We start from the raw sequence: 19,769 nt of genomic DNA on the forward strand, positions 1-19,769 counted from the left end.
CGATCACGGAAGGGACCGGCACCGATGGACGACCCGTACCGGCGCCCCGGGGGCGTCAGCGACGAGACCGTGGCGGCGCTCGGCTCGCTCTCCAAGGCGCTGGAGACGACCGAGCGGGCCCGCGGCCACCTCTTCGGATTCCACCAGCTCACCGGAACGGCCGATCTGGAGCTGGACCGCGCGGTGCGGCTGCTGCGGGAGGCCGGGCACGGGGAGTGGGCCGACCGCGTCGAGACGGAGATCCTCGGCCGCAACGTCGTCCCCGGGCACTGGACCTTCCAGCTCGTCGAGTCCTACGACCGCACCTACTACCGGATCTTCAAGGACCTGGAGCGCGCGGCGGTGGAGGCCCTCGCGGACGGACGGGACCATCTGCACGAGGCGGAGATGAAGGAGGCCCGCCGCACCCGGGGCCACCCCGACCACACCGCCCGCCCCGACGCCCGCGACACCTCCGACGCCCCCGACGATCCGGGCCGCCGCGGCACCCGCGATGCCCCCGGCATCCGCGACGCCCCCGATGGACCACCCGGTCCCGGCGCGGCGGACACTCCGAACATTTCGGATGTCCCGGACACCCAGGACGCCTCGGACGCCCCGGCCGGTCCGGGCACCCGAGGCGCCCCAGGATCGCCTGGCGTCCCTGGCATCCCTGGCGTCCCTGGCGCCCCGGGCGGCCCCGGGGAGCGTCCGTCCGCCGGGCCCGGCGACTGAGCCGCCGGGCTCACCGCCCGGTCAGTCCCGCCCCCGGGCGTGCTTGAAGCGGGCCAGGCCCTCCGCGAGGTCCACCACCGGATCCGGGTAGGCGTCGTACGCGGCCCGCTCCTCCCCCCGCAGCTTCCACGGCTCGTGCACGAACGGCGCGGCGAGCCCGGCCAGTTCGGGCACCCAGCGGCGCACGTACGCCCCGTCCGGGTCGAACCGCCGTGCCTGGGCGGTGGGGTTGAGGACCCGGTTGGGCCGGGTGTCGGTGCCCGTGCCCGCCACCCACTGCCAGTTGAGCTGGTTGTCGGCCACGTCCCCGTCGACCAGCAGCTCCAGGAAGTGCCGCGCCCCCACCCGCCAGTCCACGTAGAGCGTCTTGGTCAGGAACGACGCGGCCAGCAGCCGCGCCCGGTTGTGCATCCACCCCTCGTGGCGCAGTTGCCGCATCGCCGCGTCCACCACCGGGTAGCCGGTGCGACCCCGCTTCCACGCCTCGACGTCCCGGCGCGCCCCGGGCCCCTCGCGCCAGCGGTCGTGCCGGGTGCGGTAGTCGTCCCGGGCGGTGTGCGGCCGCGCGGCGAGCACCTGGTGGTGGAAGTCCCGCCAGGCCATCTGCCGGACGAACGCCTCCGCCCCCGCGCCGCCCGCCCGGCGCGCCCGGTGGACCACCTCGACGGGGGAGAGGGCGCCGAGGTGCAGGTCGGGCGAGAGCCGGGAGGTCGCGTCGCCGGGCAGATCGTCGTGCCGGTCGTCGTACCGCTCCAGACCGCTCCGCAGCCAGGCCGCCAGCCGGGCCCGGGCCGGGGTCTCGCCGCCCTGCGGCAGCCCCGGGGAGAGCCCGGTCAGCTCGTCCCGGGAGGGCAGCGGGGCCGAGCGGACGCCCTCCGGGACGGGGACCGCGCGCGGCGCGGCCAGCACGTCCCGCACCCGCTCCCGCGACCAGCGCCGGAAGTACGGGGTGAAGACGGCGTAGTGGTCGGAGGCGGCGGGGGTGACGGTGCCCGGGGCCAGCACCGTGGTCACCGCGTCGTGGACGTGCAGCCGGCGGCCAGTCGCAGCCAGGGCGGACCGCAGCCGCTCCTCGCGGCGCTGCGCGTGGGCGCTGACGTCGGCCGCCATGTGCACCTCGTCGGCACCGGTCTCGTCGGCGACCGCGCACACCTCCGCCACGGTGTCGCCCACCCGGTGGACCAGCGCGCCGCCGCGTCCGCGCAGCCCGGCGTCCAGGTCGCGCAGGCAGTCGGCGAGGTGGGCCAGCCGGTTCGGTGCGGCGAACCCGGCGGCGTCGACGGCCCGGTCGCGCACGAACAGCGGCACCACGCCGCGCGCCCCGGACAGGGCGGCGCGCAGCGGCGGATGGTCGTGCAGCCGCAGATCACGGGTGAACAGGACGACCGACACGGTCATGGACGCTCCTCGCGGGCGGGGACGGAAAGGGGCCCGCCGGACGGCGGACGTACGGCGGCGGCCCGGCCCACCCGGTCAGCGGTGCCCGGCGGGTCCGGACGCGACGGGGGACGGGGCATCGGCCTCGCGGGCGGCGGCGCGGGCGATGTTGCGGGCCATGCCGCCGAAGACCACGGCGTGGAAGGGCCACACGCTCCACCAGTACAGGTGTCCCGCCAGCCCGCGCGGATGGAACAGGGCCCGCTGACGGTACCGCGTGCGGCCCTCCCCGTCGGTCTCCACGTACATCTCCAGCCAGGCCGGTCCCGGCAGCCGCATCTCGGCACGCAGCCGCAGCAGACGGCCGGGAACGATCTCCTCCACCCGCCAGAAGTCCAGCGAGTCCCCGGCCCGCAGCCGCGCGGCGTCCCGTCGGCCGCGCCGCAGGCCGACCCCGCCGACCAGCCGGTCCAGCCACCCCCGCACCGCCCAGGCCGGCGGGAAGGAGTACCAGCCGTTGTCGCCGCCGATGCCCTCGACGACCCGCCACAGCGCCTCGGGCGGCGCGTCGACGGTGAGCGTGCGGTGGTCGGTGTAGAGGCTGCCGCCCGCCCAGTCCGGGTCGGTGGGCAGCGGATCGCTGGGCGCGCCGGGCACCGACGCCGACGACCAGCGGGTGGTCACCCTGGCCTCGCGCACCCGGCGCAGGGCCAGCCGGAGCGCCTCGTCGAAGCCCAGCGGGTAGCCGGGCGGCGGCGGTACGAGGCGGGCGATGTCGTTCTCGTGGCACACCACCTCGTACCGCAGCGACTCGGTGAGCGGGCGGGCGATGGACGCCGGGACGGGGGTCACCAGGCCCACCCAGTGGCTCGACAGACCGGGTGTCAGCATCGGCACCGGCAGGATCAGCCGCCGGGGCAGTCCGGCGACCGCGGCGTAGCGCGTCATCATGTCCCGGTAGGTCAGGACGTCGGGGCCGCCGACGTCGAAGGTCCGGTCGACCGTGTCCGGCATCCCCGCGCTGCCGACCAGGGCCCGCAGCACGTCCCGGACGGCGACCGGCTGGATGCGGGTGAGGACCCAGCTCGGGGTCACCATCACCGGCAGCCGCTCGGTGAGATGGCGCAACATTTCGAAGGAGGCGGAACCGGACCCGATGATGACCGCGGCTCTCAGCACCGTCGCCGGGACCCCGCCCGCCAGCAGGATGCGGCCCACCTCCGCACGGGACCGCAGATGCGGCGACAGCTCCCGCTCGGGCACGTCCGCCGGGGTCAGCCCGCCCAGGTAGACGATCCGCCGCACGCCCGCCGCCTCGGCCCCCTCGGCGAAGATCCGCGCGGCCCGCCGGTCGGTCTCCTCGAAGTCCCGGCCGCTGCCGAGCGCGTGCACCAGGTAGTAGGCCACCTCGACGCCCTCCAGGGCGCGGGCGACCGAGGCGGGGTCCAGGACGTCGCCCCGCACCACCTCGACCCGGTCGGCCCACGGGTGGTCGCGCAGTTTCCCGGGCGAACGGGCCAGGCAGCGCACCCGGTGCCCGGCGTCCAGCAGCTCCGGCACCAGCCGGCCGCCGATGTACCCGGTGGCTCCGGTGACCAGGCAGAGGACCCCGTCCCCGCCGCCGTCCCGGCCCGGGCCCGCGGCCCCGCCGGACGCCCCGGCGGTGCCGCCGCCCGCGCCGCCGCCCCCGCCCTCCGCGGCCCGTCCACCGCCGCCTCCCGCGCCCCCGCCCCCGCCGCCCGACGCACCCGCGCCGCCCGCGCAGCCGCCTCCCGCCCCCGGGGGGCCGCCGTCCGGTCCACCCCCGCCGGTACCGCCGGTTCCGCCGCCGCTGCTGGGTCCCTGTCCGTCGCTCATGGTCTCCGTCTCTCCTCGGCCGGGTGGTGGTCCGGGTCCGGGCGGCCCCGGCGGGGCCGTCGGGTCACCCCTTCCCCGTACGGGCCGTCCCGGACGCGGTGGGGCCCGGTACGGTCCGTCTCTATACGCTGATCGCGTGGTGACAGGGAACCGGGGCGCACAGCGCCCGCGTGAACGGCCGAGCGGAACGGCGCCCGAGGCGGACGGCCTCCAGGTCCTCGCCGCACAGCTGCGGCTGCTGAACGGCGGCATCAACCGCCTCGTGCACGGCTTCGCCGCCGCTCACGGGCTGCACGCCACCGACGTCCAGGCCCTCGCGGCGATCCTGGACGCCCGGGAGCCCATGACGCCCAAGGGGCTGCGCGAGCACCTCGGGCTGACCTCCGGCGCGGTGACGGCGTGCGTGGACCGGCTGGAACGCGCCGGGCACGTGCGCCGGGTGCGGGAGAGCACCGACCGCAGGGTCGTCCACCTGCGCTACGTGCCCGACGCGCGGGCGGCGGCCCGCACGTACTTCATGCCCCTGGCCCAGGCCGCCGCGGCGGCGCGGTCCCGCTTCGACGAGGACGAGATCGCGGCCGTGGCCCGCTTCCTGACGGCCCTGAACGAGGAGCTGCGGCTGCTGCCCGGCACCCCGCCGGACCCGCCGGAGGACCGGGACCCGCCGCGGACCCACGGGGCGCCCCGACCGCCCGGAAGGCCCCGGGCCGCCGGGGGACCGGGGGCCGAAGTAGCTCGATGATCGAGATTGTCTAGGATCGAGCCACCCCGCACGGCCCCCGAGACCTGGAGCCCCGACGATGACCGTCACCCACCGGCGAGCCCGCTGGCTCGTCCCCGTCGTGCTGCTCCTGGCCTGGATCGGCATCGGCGGCGCCCTCGGCCCCTACGCCGGGAAGCTGGGCGAGGTCGCCACCAACGACCGGGTCTCCTTCCTGCCCCGCAGCGCCGAGTCCACCCGGGTCGTCGAGGAGCAGAAGGCGTTCCGGACGGGGGAGACCCTGCCCGTCATCGTCGTCTGGACCGCCGACGGCGGTGGCCCGGTCGGCGCGGCCCGGGAGGCGGCCACCCGCGCCGTCGCGGGACTCGAGGGGACGCCCGGCACGGTCGGCGCCGTCTCTCCCGCGCTGCCCTCGCGCGACGGCGAGGCGCTCCAGGCCGTCGTCCAGATCCGCCCCGACCTCGGCGACGGGCTGCCCGACGTGCTCCAGCGGATCGAGGACGCCGCCGACCGGGTGCCCGGGACCGACGCCCAACTCGCCGGGCCCGCGGCGACCCAGGCCGACCTCTCCGACGCCTTCGCGGGCATCGACGGACTGCTCCTCGGCGTCGCGCTGCTCACGGTGCTGGTCATCCTGCTGCTCGTCTACCGCAGCCTCCTGCTCCCCCTGGTCATCATCCTCGGCGCGGTCTTCGCCCTCGGACTGGCCTGCGCCGTCGTCTACGCGCTGGCCCGGCGCGACCTCGTCCGCGTCGACGGCCAGGTGCAGGGCATCCTCTCCATCCTGGTCATCGGCGCCGCCACCGACTACGCCCTGCTGCTCACCGCCCGCTACCGCGAGGAACTCGCCCGGCACGAGGACCGCTTCCGGGCCGTGCGGGCGGCGCTGCGCGAGTCCTGGGGCGCCATCGTCGCCAGTTCCGCCACGGTCGCCCTGGGCCTGCTGGCGCTGCTGCTCAGCGATCTGACGAACAACAGGGCGCTCGGGCCCGTCGGCGCCGTGGGCATCGTCTGCTCGGTGCTGAGCGCGCTCACCTTCCTCCCGGCCGCCCTGGTCCTGCTGGGCCGGGCCGCGTACTGGCCCGCGCGGCCCACCCGCACCACCCGGGCGGACGGCGCCGGTGGCGGCGCGGCGGACGGCGACGGCGGCGCCGCGCACCCCGTGTGGCACCGGATCGCGGACCTGGTGGACCGCGCGCCGCGCCGCATCTGGGCGGTGTCCCTGGCCGCCCTGGTCGCCTGCGCCGCCTTCGCCCCGGCACTGACCTCCAAGGGCGTTCCGCTGGACGAGATCTTCGTCAACGACACCCCGTCGGTGTCCGCCCAGCGGACCCTGGCCCGGCACTTCCCCGGCGGCTCCGGCAACCCGGCCGTCGTGATCGCCGACGCCGACCGGCTGGACGCCGTCCTCGCCGCCGCCCGGGGCACCCGCGGGGTCGCCTCGGCGGAGGCGGTCACCGCCTCCGGGCGTCCCGGCGACGGCCCCCCGAAGACCGTCGACGGCCGGGTCCGCGTCGACGCCACGCTCGACGCCCCCGCCGACAGCGACGCCGCCAAGGACGCCGTCGCGCGGCTGAGGACCGCCGTCCACGCCGTGCCCGGCGCCGACGCGCTCGTCGGCGGCTACACCGCCCAGCAGTACGACACCCAGCGGACCGCCGAGCAGGACCGGACGGTCATCGTGCCGGTGGTCCTCGCCATCATCCTCGTCATCCTGGTCCTGCTGCTGCGCTCGCTGCTGATGCCGGTGCTCCTCGTGGCGACGGTGGCGCTGAACTTCCTCGCCACCCTCGGCGTCTCGGCCCTGGTCTTCCGGCACGTCCTCGGCTTCAGCGGGACCGAGGCCGCCGTCCCGCTGTACGGGTTCGTGTTCCTGGTCGCCCTCGGCGTGGACTACAACATCTTCCTGATGTCCCGGGTGCGGCAGGAGGCGCTGCGCCACGGGGTGCGGGAGGGCATCCGGCGCGGGCTGACCGCCACCGGCGGTGTGATCACCTCGGCCGGTGTGGTGCTGGCCGCCACCTTCGCCGCGCTCGGGGTGATCCCGCTGGCCTTCATGGTCCAGATCGCCTTCATCGTCGCCTTCGGCGTCCTGCTGGACACCCTGGTGGTGCGCTCGCTGCTGGTCCCGGCCCTGGCCCGGGACATCGGCGCGGTCGCCTGGTGGCCGGGCGCCCCCGGCCGCCGGGCGGCGGACGGCAAGGCGGCTCAGTCCGAGGGGCGGACGGTGCCCAGGTAGCGCCGCACACCGATCTCGATGACCACCCGGGCCGGATTGACCCGGGGCCGCCGGTAGCGGGCCTCGTACCGGGCCTCGGCTTCGCGGACCGCCTCCGGGTCGTCCCGCACGGCAGCCGTGCCCTCCAGCGTGGACCAGCGCCGCCCGTCCACCTGGCTCACGGCGACCAGGGGCCGCTCGGCGCGCGCCAGATGGCGCACCTTGGCGCTGTCCCCGCTGGTGATCACCCGGGCGGTGCGGGTGGCGTGGTCGTACGTCACCCCGACCGGCACCAGATGGGGGCTGCCGTCGGCGCGCGGGGTCGCCAGCAGGCACACACGGCGCTCCTGCCAGAAGCGGACGAAGGCGTCGTCGGGGCCGTCGTGCTCGTCGGTGCTCATCGGTGCTCGCCTCTCCTCGGGGTGCGGCGCGGGCCCGTCCGGTGGGGCCCGGCGCACCGCAAGTCTGCGCCGTGGGGACGGCACCGGGTGCGGGCGGGGTCCCGGAGCGGTCCACCGGGACGGACGGGCGGCGGGGCGGAGAACCGCGAGGGGCCGCGGGGAGGCGCCGGAACCGGGGTCGGGCGGCCTCGCGGCGCGTCCCCCGCTCCCGCCCGGCGCGCGCGGCGCGGCGGGAGTCGCCGCCCCCGGGGAGCAGCCGCAGCGGTCGGTGCCGGGCGTGGCGGGCCGGGCCCGCGCCGCCGAACATCCGGTCCTCCAGGACGTCATGGCGCACAGCGGCAGCCCGAGGCCGGGCAGCAGCAGAACGGCAACGATGACCACGCCGCCGCCCCCTCCCTCCTGTCGGTGATGCCCCCACGGGTGCCCCCGGACGCGCCCGGCATGGGCCGGCACGGCGTGAGGACGGCGCGCGGTCCGGTCGAACGGGGGCGAAGCCGCACGTTCCCGGAGCGCGGGTGGGGCCGTCGCGAGGTCATGTTCCGGCCCTGCTTGGGTAGGTGGCCCCGACGGCCGGGCCCGTCCCGGCCCCGGGGCCTCCGGCCGCGTCCGCGACGCGCCCGGGACGCCCCGGACCGTCCCGAGAAACGGAGTACTGGAGCAGATGACGCACACCCCCGCTTCCGGCGGCCCCGCCGCGGGTCCGTACCTCGCGGTCCCGTGGTCGGACTGGATCGGCGAACACACCGCGGCGCTGATCGGGATACCCCTGCGCATCGCGCTCATCGTCGTCGTCCTGCTGGCCGTGCGCGCGGTGGCCAAGCGGGCCATCACCCGCGTCGTCCAGCGGGTCCTGGAGCCCGGCGGCGCGGAACCGGAGCGCGTCCGCGTCCGCCGCCCCGGCCGGGGCGCCACCGTCCTGCACCGCGACCGGGGCCGGGCGAGGCAGCGGCGCGAGCAGCGGGCCCGCACCATCGGCTCGGTGCTCAGCAGCGCCATGACCATCGTGCTGTTCATGCTCGGCGTGGCCATGGTCCTCGACCAGGTGGGCATCGCCCTCGGCCCGCTGCTGGCCAGCGCCGGGGTGGTCGGCCTGGCCATCGGCTTCGGCGCGCAGAGCCTGGTGGCCGACTACCTCTCCGGACTGCTCATCATGATCGAGGACCAGTACGGCGTCGGCGACTCCGTCGACCTGGGCGAGGCGGTGGGCGAGGTCGAGCACGTGGGCCTGCGGCTGACCCATGTGCGCGACCTCAACGGCGGCCTCTGGCACATCCGCAACGGCGAGATCATGCGGGTCCGCAACGACAGCCAGGAGTGGGCGCGCGCCGTCCTGGACGTCACGGTCGGCTACGAGGCCGACCTGGACACCGTCTACCGGGTGCTGGAGGAGGCGGGCCGGACCCTGCGGGAGGACCCCGACTACGAGGACCTGCTCCTGGAGGACGTCGCGGTCTGGGGCGTCCAGTCCCTCGACGCGGAGGGCGTCGTGGTGCGCGTGGCGGTGCGGACGGTGCCGCTCCAGCAGTGGGGCGTCACCCGCGAGTTGCGCCGCAGGGTCAAGGAGGCCCTGGACGCGGCGGACATCGAGATCCCGTTCGCGCGCAACGTCTGGGTGCGCGGGGAATCCCCGGAGCCGGACGCCGGGGGCACCCGGCGCTGACCTCGGGAGGACGGACGACAGCACCGGGAGGCCGGCGCAACGGCGGCCCCTCCGGGCACAGGGCCGGGCCCGGAGGTGTCGGACCGGCGCGACCGCCCGAGGCGTCCGCCCGGACCGCTCACGCGGTGCCCTCCGCCCCGGCCCGGCGGCGGGAGACGGCGGGGAACGCCGCGTGGCCCGGGCAGCGGGGCGCCGGGAGCGGCAGTACGGCACCGGGGTCCACCCGGACCGGCACGAGGCCGTGGTCCGCGTGGCACCTCCCGTGCGGCGGGAGCCGGCGCGCGTGCTCCTCGGCGTCGGCCCTGCGGGACGCCGGCTCATGGCGCTCGTCCGCCCGCGGGCGGGGGTCCTCGCGACGGGCGGCCGGGTCGCCCCGCCGCCGTGACGGGGTCCGGGCGGCCGTGACGGTGCCGCCGGGGCGCGGCCGGGACCTCCCGGCGGCACGCGCGCGGCGGCGGTCCGCCGGTGGTTTGCCGGTTCGGCAAAGGCGTTCGCCGCCGGGGCCCGGCGGGGTGCAGCCTGGACGCGTGGCCGGGCCGCACCGCGCCCGCGCCCGGCCGAGCAGTCGACCCGCCCCGGAGGCACTGATGACCGCCGACACCCCCGCCACCGCCCCCGCCGAGGAGTTCTGGGAGTCCCGCTACCGGGGCGCCGACCGCGTCTGGAGCGGCCGTCCGAACGAACTCCTGGTCCGCGAGGTGGCGGGCCTCGCCCCGGGCACCGCGCTGGACCTGGGATGCGGCGAGGGCGCGGACGCCGTCTGGCTGGCCCGTGAGGGCTGGCGCGTCACCGGCGCGGACATCTCCGCCACGGCCCTCCGGCGCGCCGCCGGACACGCCGCCGACGCCGGGGTCGGCGACCGGACCGGCTGGGAGCGGCACGAACTGGGCCGCACCTTCCCCGAGGGGGTCTTCGACCTGGTGAGCGCCCAGTACCTCCAGTCCCCGGTGGAGCTGGACCGGCGCGCCGTGCTGCGCCGCGCGGCGCGCGCGGTCGCCCCGGGGGGCACTCTGCTCCTGGTGATGCACGCGGCCTGGCCGTCCTGGCAGACCGAGCCGCCGTTCGACGCGGTCTTCCCCGCCCTGGACGAGGTGCTCGCGGAACTCGGCCTCCCCGGGGACGGATGGACCGTCGAGACCGGGGAGACCGTCCGCCGCCCCAGCGCCTCGCCGGACGGCGTCCCGGGCCACCGCGACGACCACGTGTGGCGCCTGCGCAGGGCGTGAGCCCGCACCCGGTGCCGCCCCCGGGCCCGGTGCCGCCCACTCCGCGCCCCGGTACCGTCCGTCGCCGCGCCCCGGTGCCGGGCGCGCCGCCTCGCCGGACCCGGCCGGCACCGGGGCGCCCGGTCAGTCCCGGCCCTCCCGTGAGGCGTCCTCCCGCGGAGCGCCCCGTCGCCCGGCGACCGCCCCGGGGCCCCGCGGCCCGGCGGCCGGAGCCGTGCCCGTAACCGTGGTGTCCCCGGCGGTCCCCGTGTCCCCGGCCGTCCCCGTCCCGGCGGTCGTCAGCGTGAGCCCGAAGGCGTCGAGCAGCGGGTTGACCGGCTGGAAGTACGTGGTCCCGCCCCGGACGCAGTCGCCCGACCCGCCCGAGGTGGTGCCCTGCGCCTGGGTGCCGGAGACGAACGGGCCGCCGGAGTCGCCGGGTTCGGCGCACACCGTCGTCCCGGTCAGCCCGTTCACGGTGCCCTCGGCGTAGCGGACGCTCACGTCCTGGTGCTCGACGGTGCCGCAGTGCCAGCCGGTGGTGGAGCCCGAGCGGCAGACGGAGGCGCCGACCAGCGCCTCCGCCGAGCCGGTGACCTCCACCGTGCCGCCGCTCCCGTCCCGCACCCCGGGTGTGGCGGTCCAGCCGGCGTCCACCCCCACCCACGCCATGTCCGCGCCCGGGAAGACGGACGCCCGGAAGGTGCCCTGGGCGGTGCCGTCGTACCCGGTGGTGCTCGCGCCCGGGGTGCCGCAGTGGCCGGCGGTGGCGAAGCCCGGCTCGCTCCCCCGGGTGACGGAGAAGCCGACGGAGCAGCGGGCCCGGCCGTCGATGACGTACGGGTCGCCGCCGACGAGGTCCTCCAGCAGCCGGGGCCGCTCCGCGGACAGTTCGACGCCCAGCTCCGCCGGGTCCACCCCGGCGGCCTCGGCGAAGGACGCGGCGGCGGCCGGGTCGGCGGCGCGCACCACGACCCGGTTGGTCCGCACGTCCACGGACCACACCGGGGTCCGCGCGGTGTCCAGGCGGAGGGCGGCGGCGTCCAGCCTCGCCCGGACCGCCCGCAGCGGACCGAGCCCCTGCCGCACGATCCGCGCGCGGGCGCCCTCGGCCTCGATCGCGGCCGTGTCCGCCGCGTCGGTGGTGGCGACGGTCAGCTCGGCCGAGGTGGCGCCGCTGAGCCAGGCCCCGCCGAAGCGTTCGCCCAGCGCCTCCCGCAGACGGCCCGCGCGGACACCGGCCTCCGCCTCGTTGGCCAGCCGGGCCGTCGCCCGGTCCGGCGTCAGCCCCAGATCGCGTTCCAGGGCCGCCGGCATCCCGGGCGGCGGCCGGTCGGCGCCCGGGGTCCGGGACACACCGGAGGGGGTGCCCGGCTCGTGCGGTGACGCGGCCGAGGCGGCCGGGGGGAGCGCGGTCACGAGCAGGGCGCCGAGCGCGGCCAGGGCGGCGCGGCGGGGGCCCGGTCCAGGTCTGCCGACCATGCGGGGTGCCTCCTTCGGGGGCGGTGCGGACCGGTGGGGCCGGTGCCCCCGGCACGGGCCGGGGGCACCGGCGGGTGCCGGTGGCGGAGCCACAGTCCTTGCCGCCGGGGCGGCCGGGAATGCCCCGGACGCGTCCCTTTCGCGCGATGGGGGACGCCGGGGGTGCCAAGTGCAGTACGCCCGGCGCGGTCCGCCGCGCCCCGGCCGCCGCGGGCGGTCTCACAGGGGGTTCAGTCCCGGCCGCCCCGCCTCGGTGACGAAGGACGCGGCGGTGGTGACCGGGGCGCCGGGCGTGCTGATCGCGGACACGGTGCGGAAGTCCAGGCGCGCCGTCTTCCGGTCCAGTTCGGCCCGGAGGTAGCCGCGGCGGCCGTCGTAGAAGCGCAGGTGCGGGTTGGCCCGCATGTACGTGTCCCAGTTGGCCGGGCGCTCCGCCCCGTCCCGGCCGCTGGCGACGGAGGTGCAGGTGACCTCGGTGCCCACGGTCCGCGAGCCGGGGTCGTCGAAGTCCTCCTTGACGTCGAAGGCGTAGCCCACGTGCACATCGCCCGTCAGGATCAGCCAGTTGGCGATCCCGGCCGACCGGGCCCCGGCGACCACCCGGTCCCGCGAGGCGCGGTAGCCGTCCCAGGCGTCCATGGAGAGCGGGGCGTCGGTCCCCTCGGCGAACCGGCGCCGCGAGAAGCAGACCTGCTGGGGCATCAGGTTCCACAGCGCGGTGGAACCGCGCCAGCCGTCGAGCAGCCAGCGCTCCTGCGCGGCGCCCGTGATGGTGCGGGCCGGGTCGTCCGCATCGGGTCCCGGGGCGTGCGGCCGGTCGTCGTAGGCCTGGTCGGAGCGGTACTGGCGGGTGTCCAGCAGGTCGAACTGGGCGAGCGAGCCCCAGTGCAGCCGCCGGTAGACGCGGGCGTCCGGGCCCTGCGGCAACTGGGCGGCGCGCAGCGGCTGGTTCTCCCAGCAGGCGCGGTAGGCGGCGGCCCGCCGGACCAGGAACTCGGCGGGCGGGACCGCGTTCTCGGGCCGGTCGGCGGCGTAGTTGTTCTCCACCTCGTGGTCGTCCCAGGTGACCGCGAACGGGTGGGCGGCGTGGGCGGCCCGGAGGTCGGGGTCGCTCTTGTAGAGCGCGTAGCGCAGCCGGTAGTCGGCGAGCGTCACCGTCTCGCGGTCGAAGACGTCGGGCAGGGCGGTCCCGGTGTAGCGGCGCTCCCCGCCCACGGCGTTCACCGCGTACTCGTAGAGGTAGTCGCCGAGATGGAGGACCACGTCCACGTCGTCCTCCGCGACGTGCCGCAGCGCGGTGTAGTAGCCGTCCTGGTACGCCTGGCAGGAGACGGCCGCGAGCCTCAGCGAGGGGGCGGCGGAGCCCGGCGCGGGCGCGGTGCGGGTGCGGCCGGCCGGGCTCAGCCAGCCGCCGGTGCGGAAGCGGTAGTGGTAGACGGTGCCCGGTGCCAGGCCCGCCACCTCGACGTGGAGGCTGTGCGCGTACTCGGGCAGGGCCTGGGCGCTGCCCCGGAACACGACACGGGCGAACCGCTCGTCGAGCGCCACCTCCCACTCCACCGTCACCCGTCGCTGCCCGAGGCCCCCGTCCGCCTCGAACGGCTCCGGCGCCAGCCGGGTCCACAGCAGCGCCGAGTCCGGCATCGGGTCGCCGGAGGCCACCCCGAGGGTGAACGGGTCCCGGTCGATCCGGTTGGCGTCCAGCCGCCGGGGGGCCGACGCGCCCCGGGCCGGAAGGTTGGTGGAGAAGGCCAGCGCGGCGGTGGCCGCGGCGACCGTCAGGAAGCGCCGGCGCCCCGGATGCCGGGCGGCGGCGGCGAGTACGGCGTCGTGCGGGGAGGAGGCGTGTTCGGCCGGTGCGCGGTGACGGCCCGTGGGCGCCATCTGGTGTCCTCTCGTGCGGGCGGAGGGAGGCCGGGGGCGAGCGGCACGGGGCCCTGCGGCCCGGTGCGGTCGTCCCACGCACGCCGGCACGGGTGCTGGGGGCCGCGCGCGCCGGTGTACGCCGTCCACACCCCGTGGCCGCCCTGCTCGGCGGTGCCGGTCCGTGTGACGCGGACTCCGCATGCTTAGCAGGCAATCCCCGCGAAACAGGCAGGACTTGCGGGCCGATCACACGGGAGGCGTACCTCCGTCACCGGCTCCGCCCGCACCCGGCCGCCCGGTCCCGGGTCCGGCGGCGGTCCCGGCGCGCGCCGCGCCGCGGGCCGGGACCACCACCGCGCGCCCCCCTATCCGGGCAGCGGCGCGCGGCCGACCCGGATCTTCGACTGGCCGTGCGGGCGGCTCTCCCAGTCCTCCATGAACCGCGCGTGCAGTCCGTGCCGCTCGGCGAGGGCGAGGAGGGTCTCGGTGCGGTAGTAGAAGTCCTCGCGGAGCACCTGGTGTTCGGTGCCCTCGGTGCGGTCGAAGGTGAAGTCGAAGAACCCGGTGGGGGTGAGGACGCGGCCGACGTGCGCCAGGCACTCGTCGATGACGCCCAGCGGCGAGTGGGAGAACACGCTGTGCGCGTGGATGACGTCGAAGTGGCCGTCGGGCAGGAAGTCCAGCGTGAGGTCGCCGGTGATGGTCAGGTGGGGCAGCTTGGCCTGCAGTCCGCGCTCCGCGAGCGTCGCCTTGGCGGCGATCAGGATGTCGGGGGAGATGTCGATGCCGTAGTAGTGCCCGGCGTCGAGGTGGTCGATGAACCGCCAGCCGCCGCGCAGATTGCCGCAGCCGATGTCGAGCATCCGGTGCCCGGGGCGCAGTCCGTGCTCCACCAGGTAGTCGAACTGCATCCGGCCGAGCGCCAGCCAGCGGTCGTGGGTGCGGCTGCCGACGGCCGCCTCGGGGTTGCGGCGGGTGTCGGAGGCCATGACGGCCCGGTAGTAGCCGACGTGGTCGGGGTGCTTGAGCCGCAGCCAGGCGTCCCGGCCGGCCCGGCGCACATAGGGCCCGACCCGCTCGGGATGGCGCAGCGCGTAGCCGACCTTGTGGGTGAGCGCGGCGCGGTTGCTGCGCAGTTTGGCGGGGGACTTGGCGTCCTCGGGCATGACGGATCGACCTCCGTGACGGGGTGGGGAGAGGGGATGGCGGGGCGGTGGGCGCGGGGTCGCGCGGGTGTCAGAGGCGGCGGCGCAGCAGCAGCGCCGAGGCCGCGACGAGGAGGAGGGCGAGCCCGCCGAGGAGCACCGTGTCGGTCCACTGGAAGGCCCAGTAGTCGCCCGGGGGGTTGGCCCGGTAGAAGCGGGCGGTGTACCCGTGCTCGGTCATGCACGCGCGCAGTTCCCGGCCGGAGGGGAAGGCGCAGCTCAGTACGGAGTCGGCGCGTCCGGAGGCGGTGAGCAGACCGTAGTCGCCGGTGGACCACTTCTCGCCCATCGGCGGCTTGGGCGCCCAGCCCTGGCTGACGTAGCGCCGGGGCGGGACCAGGAGACGGGCCCGGTGGCTCCACTGCACCAGCACCGCGGTCACGGCGGTGGCCAGCAGCGTCCACGCCATCGCGGACAGCACCCGGCGGGCCAGCAGACCGGCGAGGGTGCCCGCCGCCAGGCCGAACAGGGCGGCGGCGACGGCGGCCGGTCCGGAGCCGGTCAGGGCCGTGGCCTCGTACCAGAACACGCCGTAGCTGCGGTCAGCGGCGGGCTCCCGCCACCAGCGGAACAGCAGGACGAGACCGCCCGAGAGGACCGCGGTGCCCACCGCGGCGAGCGCGAACCGGGCGATGAACCACTGCCACCGGCTCACGCCCTGGGCCAGCACCATCCGGTGGGTGCCCAGTTCGCGGTCGCGGCCCAGCAGCGGCGCGCCCCAGAACATGCCGATGAGTACGGGCAGGACCGTGACGAGCGCCCCGAGCAGCCTCAGCGGCGCCACGTCCAGGGTCAGCGGCAGCCCGTCCTCCGGGCGGGTGCAGTGCAGCGGACCCGGGGCGCAGTGGTCGTAGAGGCCGCTGCTCAGGTCGTCCAGCATCGTGGAGCGGTGGTGGGCGGCGAGCAGCGCGGCGGCCGCCAGGACGGCGACGGCGCACAGCACCAGTACCCGCTGCTGGCGCCAGGCCAGCCACAACGAGCCCTTCACGCCGCCTCCTTCGGGTCCCGCGCGCCGGTGGTGCCCGGGGTGCGGTCGGTCGCAGGGGTGTCAGCCCGCAGGCGGGCCAGGAGGATGTCCTCCAGGCCGGGCCGCTCCACCCGCAGCCGGCCCCGGAGCGGACCGCGGGTCCGCACCAGCGCGGTGAGCTGCCGGCCGTGGGTGCTCCGGTGCACGACGGTGTGGCCCGCGAGCGCGGGCTCGTCGTCGATGTGCCCGGTGACCAGGGCGTGGGCGTCGCGGAGCGCGTCGGCGTCCTCGCTGAGCTCGATCCGGCCGTCCCGCAGCAGCAGCACCCAGTCGCAGGTCTGCTCCAGGTCGGGCAGGACGTGGGAGGAGAGCACGATGCTCATCTCGCGCTCGGCCGCCTCGGTCATCAGCGTCGCCATGATCTCGCCGCGCACCACCGGGTCGAGGTCCGCGAGCGGCTCGTCCAGCAGCAGCAGTTCGGGCCGCTTGCCGAGGGCCAGGGCGAGCGCCACCCGGGTGCGCCGGCCCGGCGACAGCTCGCCCACGCGGGCCGTCGGCGGGATGCCGCCCTCGTACGCCACCCGCTCGGCGGTGGCGGAGTCCCACGAGGGGTTCAGCCGGGCGCCCATGCGCAGCGTCCCGGCCACGGTGAGGCGGGGGTACAGGGGCTTCTCCTGGGTCAGCAGGGCGACCCGGGCGCGGGCGTCCGCGGTGTCCGGGACGAGGCCCAGCGACCGTATCTCCCCGCCGGTGGGGCGCAGCAGGCCCCCGGCCAGGTGCAGCAGGGTGCTCTTGCCCGCGCCGTTGCGGCCGACCAGGGCGGCGACACGGCCGCGGGGCACCGTGAGGGCGCAGTCCCGCAGGGCCCAGTCGCCGCGCGGCCGGTACCGGAACCGCAGGTCCCCGGCGCGCAGCGCGGCGGGCTCGTCAGGCCCGGTCATATGTCCTCCTCGCGCCGCGCCGGGCGGCCCGGGTCGTGCTCGTGTCGCTCATCTCGCTGGTGCCGTTCGTCTCGTTCCTGTGTGCCGTGGTGTTCCCCCGGCCGGTGCGGCGCGTCCCCCGACCGTTCGTGCTCGTCCAGGGCCGCGGTGACCAGGGCGAGCACGTCGTCCCGGTCCAGGCCGGTCTCCCGGGCCCTGCCGATCCACCGCGCCAGTTCCGCCCGCAGCGGGGAGTCGTCCTCCGCGCCGGGCCGGGCCAGCGACCGCGTCACGAAGGTGCCGAGCCCGCGCCGGGAGCGGACCAGGCCGGCCTGCTCCAGATCGCGGTAGGCGCGGAACACGGTGTTGGGGTTGATGGCGGTGGCGGCGACGACCTCCTTGGCCGTCGGCAGCTTGTCCCCGACCTGGAGGACACCCATGCGCAGCGCCTGTTCCGTCTGCCGCACGATCTGCACATAGGCCGGTACGCCGCTCCGCCGATCGATCCGGTACTCGACCACGTCACCTTCCATGCTTTCATTAATTCATTAGTACAAGCATGAGGAACTGATCTTCGCCTGTCAAACGACGGCGGGGCCCGGACCGCCGGGGCCGCGCCGTCGATTCGCCGTGCCCGGGGACCCGTCGCGCGAACGGCCGCCGCCCGGGGAGCCGCCGCCGGGGGGAGCCACTGCGCGGGCCCGCCGGCCGGTGTGCGGGCACCGGGGAAGGCCCTCCGCCCGGTCGCCGGGGGAGGGGCCGCGTGGTCAGGGGTGCCCGGCGGCGCCGGGGCCGTGGGCGGTTCCCGGGACGGCCGTCGCCCCGGGGGCCGTTCACACCGGCATCAGCCGGGTCACCAGGGCGCCGAGCTGCCGGGCGTCACGGCACTCGTGCATCTCCACCAGCGCCGCGTACGCCGGTGCCGCCGAGTCGCCGGTGCCCCACCGGGAGCGCGGCTCGGGGTTGAGCCAGTAGACCCGCCGCGCCCGCATCGTGATCCGCCGTACGGCGGCCGTGTTGGGATCGGTCCTGTTGGTCCGGGCGTCACCGAGCACGAACACCGTCGTACGCGGGCCGACCGCATCCCCGAACCGCTCCACGAACTCGCCCAGCGCGAGGCCGTAGTCACTGCTGCCGTGCCGGGAACTGAGCGTCGCCCCCGCCGCGATCCGGGCACCGAGCCCCTCCGGGTCGGCGGCGCCGCGCTCCAGCAGACCGGTCACCTCGTCGGTCCGGTTGACGAAGGCGAACACCCGCACCTTCGCGAACTGCTCGTGCAGCGCCTGTACCAGCAGCATCGTGAAGTCCGAGAACCCGGCCACCGATCCCGACACGTCGCAGAGCAGCACCAGTTCGGGCCGCACCGGCCGCCGCCGTCGCAGCACCGGCCGCATCGGCACCCCGCCCGTCGACAGCGAACCGCGCAGCGTGCGCCGCAGGTCGACGGTGCCCCAGTGCGCCCGGCGGCGGCGGGCCGCCAGCCGGGTGGCGAGCCTGCGGGCCAGCGGCCGCACCGTGCGGCGCAGTTCCTCGAGCTGCGGCCGGCCCGCCTGGAGGAAGTCGACGCGGTCGGGCGTGGGGGCCACCGCGCGGCGGGCGATCCCGTCGGGCCCCCGCCGCTCGGCCGACCGGCGCCGCGCCTCGGCCGCCACCATCCGGCGGAACTCCTCGACGCGGCGCCGGATCTCGTCCTCCAGCAGCCGGTCCGTGAACCCGCCGTCCCCGCCGCGCGCCCGGAGGTCGTCGCGGACCCGGGCGAGCACGGTCTGCGGCCGCACCCGGTCGAGCGTCTGGTGCGAGGACCAGCCGCCCGCGCCCGGGGCGGCGGCACCGCCCCCGCCGCCCGCCCCGCTCGTGCCGCCGGGACTGGGCGCGCCGCCGGGGGCGCCGTAGCCGCCGAACTCCCCGACCGCCCGCGCGGCCAGCCGTTCCAGCAGTGCCCGGTCGTTGTCGGCGAGCGCGGCGGCGAGCCGGTCGCGCAGCGCCTCCCGTCCGCCCGGTCCCGGCTCGGGCCCGGGCGCCGGACCGCCCACCGCGCGCGGGAAGTAGAGGTCGAAGACGGGGTCGAACACCCGCCGCTGCCCGGCGGTGTGCAGCAGCGTCGCCGCCAGCCCCTCCCGCAGCAGCGCCCGGTCCGCCATCCCCAGCTCCGCCACGGCCCGCGCCGCGTCCACGCTCTCCCCGGTGCCGATCCGGAAGCCGTGCGCGCGCAACGCCGCCACCAGGGACGTCAGCCGCCCCGCGACCTCCCCGGCGGGGTTCCCGCCGGCCGCGCCGTCGGTCACAGCGCGTCCAGGTCGAGCCCGGCCGTCGCCCGCACCACGTCCTCCTGGTGCTTGAGGACGACGCCCAGGGTGTCCCGCACGAGGCCCTCGTCGAGCGTTCCGGCGCCGAGCGCCAGGAGGGTGCGGGCCCAGTCGATGGTCTCGGCCACCGACGGCGCCTTCCGCAGGTCCATCGCGCGCAGCGCGCCCACCACCCGCACCAGCGAGGCGGCGAGGGCCCCGTCGAGCCCCGGCACCCGGGTCCGCACGATCCGCCGCTCCAGCTCCTCGTCGGGGAAGTCCAGATGGAGGAAGAGGCAGCGGCGGCGCAGCGCCTCCGACAGCTCGCGGCTCGCGTTGGAGGTGAGCACCACGAAGGGGCGGCGGGTCGCGGTGATCGTGCCCAGCTCCGGGACGGTCACCTGGAAGTCGCCGAGGACCTCCAGCAGCAGCCCCTCCACCTCGATGTCGGCCTTGTCGGTCTCGTCGACCAGCAGGACCTTGGGGTCGTCGCCGCGGATCGCGGTCAGCAGCGGCCGGGCGAGCAGGAACTCCTCGCCGAAGATGTCCGTCCGGGTCTCGTCCCAGCTCTCGTCGCGTCCCGCGCTGATCCGCAGCAACTGCTTGGCGTGGTTCCACTCGTACAGGGCGCGGGACTCGTCGACGCCCTCGTAGCACTGGAGCCGCACCAGCCGGGCGCCGCCGACCTGGGCGACCGCCTTGGCGAGTTCGGTCTTGCCGACCCCGGCCGGTCCCTCCACCAGCAGCGGCTTGCCCAGCCGGGCGGCGAGGAACACGGCCGTGGCGACCGACGGCGAGGCCAGGTACCCGGTCCCGGCGAGCCGGTCGCGGACATCGTCGACGGAAGTGAACACCGGGACCTCCAGCACGGGACGGACTTGCCAACGGGTC

The 19,769-nt window shown here is 76.8% G+C and carries 14 protein-coding genes and 2 pseudogenes; 5 read left to right on the forward strand and 11 right to left on the reverse strand.

The window, feature by feature from the left end:
* Positions 1-24: 24 nt before the first annotated feature.
* A pseudogene (locus ACZ7LB_RS18375) lies at positions 25-453 on the forward strand (hypothetical protein); the annotation flags it as partial.
* Between the two features lie 282 nt (positions 454-735).
* Here the strand turns inward: ACZ7LB_RS18375 and ACZ7LB_RS18380 are convergent.
* Together ACZ7LB_RS18380 and ACZ7LB_RS18385 are read right to left on the reverse strand one after the other, a co-directional pair.
* Positions 736-2,112, reverse strand: a complete 1,377-nt coding sequence (locus tag ACZ7LB_RS18380; protein ID WP_471469370.1) for a cryptochrome/photolyase family protein — start codon at positions 2,110-2,112, stop codon at positions 736-738.
* Between the two features lie 75 nt (positions 2,113-2,187).
* On the reverse strand, positions 2,188-3,948 hold the full coding sequence (locus ACZ7LB_RS18385) for an SDR family oxidoreductase (protein WP_471469372.1): 1,761 nt from the start codon (positions 3,946-3,948) through the stop codon (positions 2,188-2,190).
* 136 nt (positions 3,949-4,084) lie between these two features.
* On the opposite strand from ACZ7LB_RS18385, the pseudogene ACZ7LB_RS18390 reads away from it, so the two are divergent.
* Together ACZ7LB_RS18390 and ACZ7LB_RS18395 are read left to right on the forward strand one after the other, a co-directional pair.
* Positions 4,085-4,570 (forward strand): annotated as a pseudogene (locus ACZ7LB_RS18390) (MarR family winged helix-turn-helix transcriptional regulator); the annotation flags it as partial.
* 178 nt (positions 4,571-4,748) lie between these two features.
* Positions 4,749-6,908 carry an MMPL family transporter gene (locus ACZ7LB_RS18395; protein ID WP_471469373.1) on the forward strand — a complete coding sequence of 720 codons (2,160 nt, stop codon included), beginning with the start codon at positions 4,749-4,751 and terminating at the stop codon, positions 6,906-6,908.
* Here the strand turns inward: ACZ7LB_RS18395 and ACZ7LB_RS18400 are convergent.
* On the reverse strand, positions 6,878-7,288 hold the full coding sequence (locus ACZ7LB_RS18400) for a TIGR03618 family F420-dependent PPOX class oxidoreductase (RefSeq protein WP_471469374.1): 411 nt from the start codon (positions 7,286-7,288) through the stop codon (positions 6,878-6,880). The two genes, ACZ7LB_RS18395 and ACZ7LB_RS18400, sit on opposite strands and share 31 nt — an antisense overlap.
* A gap of 661 nt (positions 7,289-7,949) precedes the next feature.
* On the opposite strand from ACZ7LB_RS18400, the gene ACZ7LB_RS18405 reads away from it, so the two are divergent.
* Entirely contained in the window at positions 7,950-8,948 is a 999-nt protein-coding gene (locus tag ACZ7LB_RS18405; RefSeq protein WP_471469376.1) for a mechanosensitive ion channel family protein, read from the forward strand.
* Positions 8,949-9,535: 587 nt separating this feature from the next.
* A complete protein-coding gene (locus ACZ7LB_RS18410) occupies positions 9,536-10,174 on the forward strand; it encodes a class I SAM-dependent methyltransferase (RefSeq protein ID WP_471469377.1) in 639 nt (212 codons plus the stop codon).
* A 123-nt stretch (positions 10,175-10,297) separates the two neighbouring features.
* Here ACZ7LB_RS18410 and ACZ7LB_RS18415 read toward each other — a convergent pair whose 3' ends face one another.
* The 8 genes from ACZ7LB_RS18415 to ACZ7LB_RS18450 all read right to left on the reverse strand — a co-directional run bounded on the left by ACZ7LB_RS18415 (position 10,298) and on the right by ACZ7LB_RS18450 (position 19,732).
* A complete protein-coding gene (locus ACZ7LB_RS18415; RefSeq protein WP_471469378.1) occupies positions 10,298-11,635 on the reverse strand; it encodes a S1 family peptidase in 1,338 nt (445 codons plus the stop codon).
* A gap of 219 nt (positions 11,636-11,854) precedes the next feature.
* Positions 11,855-13,519, reverse strand: a complete 1,665-nt coding sequence (locus ACZ7LB_RS18420) for an alkaline phosphatase D family protein (RefSeq protein WP_471469380.1) — start codon at positions 13,517-13,519, stop codon at positions 11,855-11,857.
* Between the two features lie 347 nt (positions 13,520-13,866).
* Positions 13,867-14,667, reverse strand: coding sequence for a class I SAM-dependent DNA methyltransferase (locus tag ACZ7LB_RS18425; RefSeq protein ID WP_471469381.1), 801 nt, complete (start codon positions 14,665-14,667; stop codon positions 13,867-13,869).
* A gap of 70 nt (positions 14,668-14,737) precedes the next feature.
* Positions 14,738-15,694, reverse strand: coding sequence for a transporter (locus tag ACZ7LB_RS18430; protein WP_471469382.1), 957 nt, complete (start codon positions 15,692-15,694; stop codon positions 14,738-14,740).
* On the reverse strand, positions 15,691-16,614 hold the full coding sequence (locus tag ACZ7LB_RS18435; protein WP_471469383.1) for an ATP-binding cassette domain-containing protein: 924 nt from the start codon (positions 16,612-16,614) through the stop codon (positions 15,691-15,693). The genes ACZ7LB_RS18430 and ACZ7LB_RS18435 overlap by 4 nt, the downstream gene beginning before the upstream one ends.
* Positions 16,611-17,126, reverse strand: a complete 516-nt coding sequence (locus ACZ7LB_RS18440) for a GntR family transcriptional regulator (protein WP_471469384.1) — start codon at positions 17,124-17,126, stop codon at positions 16,611-16,613. The genes ACZ7LB_RS18435 and ACZ7LB_RS18440 overlap by 4 nt, the downstream gene beginning before the upstream one ends.
* A gap of 300 nt (positions 17,127-17,426) precedes the next feature.
* Entirely contained in the window at positions 17,427-18,878 is a 1,452-nt protein-coding gene (locus tag ACZ7LB_RS18445; protein ID WP_471469386.1) for a VWA domain-containing protein, read from the reverse strand.
* Positions 18,875-19,732, reverse strand: a complete 858-nt coding sequence (locus tag ACZ7LB_RS18450; protein ID WP_471469387.1) for an AAA family ATPase — start codon at positions 19,730-19,732, stop codon at positions 18,875-18,877. Before ACZ7LB_RS18450 ends, ACZ7LB_RS18445 begins: the two co-directional genes overlap by 4 nt.
* Positions 19,733-19,769 lie beyond the last annotated feature (37 nt).

The sequence above is a fragment of the Streptomyces sp. NPDC107521 genome (genome assembly GCF_055598485.1).

Coding starts and splice junctions, on each gene's coding strand:
- ACZ7LB_RS18380 (WP_471469370.1), bottom strand. CDS start 2,112: ATGACCGTGTCGGTCGTCCTGTTCACCCGTGATCTGCGGCTGCACGAC.
- ACZ7LB_RS18385 (WP_471469372.1), bottom strand. CDS start 3,948: ATGAGCGACGGACAGGGACCCAGCAGCGGCGGCGGAACCGGCGGTACC.
- ACZ7LB_RS18395 (WP_471469373.1), top strand. CDS start 4,749: ATGACCGTCACCCACCGGCGAGCCCGCTGGCTCGTCCCCGTCGTGCTG.
- ACZ7LB_RS18400 (WP_471469374.1), bottom strand. CDS start 7,288: ATGAGCACCGACGAGCACGACGGCCCCGACGACGCCTTCGTCCGCTTC.
- ACZ7LB_RS18405 (WP_471469376.1), top strand. CDS start 7,950: ATGACGCACACCCCCGCTTCCGGCGGCCCCGCCGCGGGTCCGTACCTC.
- ACZ7LB_RS18410 (WP_471469377.1), top strand. CDS start 9,536: ATGACCGCCGACACCCCCGCCACCGCCCCCGCCGAGGAGTTCTGGGAG.
- ACZ7LB_RS18415 (WP_471469378.1), bottom strand. CDS start 11,635: ATGGTCGGCAGACCTGGACCGGGCCCCCGCCGCGCCGCCCTGGCCGCG.
- ACZ7LB_RS18420 (WP_471469380.1), bottom strand. CDS start 13,519: ATGGCGCCCACGGGCCGTCACCGCGCACCGGCCGAACACGCCTCCTCC.
- ACZ7LB_RS18425 (WP_471469381.1), bottom strand. CDS start 14,667: ATGCCCGAGGACGCCAAGTCCCCCGCCAAACTGCGCAGCAACCGCGCC.
- ACZ7LB_RS18435 (WP_471469383.1), bottom strand. CDS start 16,614: ATGACCGGGCCTGACGAGCCCGCCGCGCTGCGCGCCGGGGACCTGCGG.
- ACZ7LB_RS18440 (WP_471469384.1), bottom strand. CDS start 17,126: ATGGAAGGTGACGTGGTCGAGTACCGGATCGATCGGCGGAGCGGCGTA.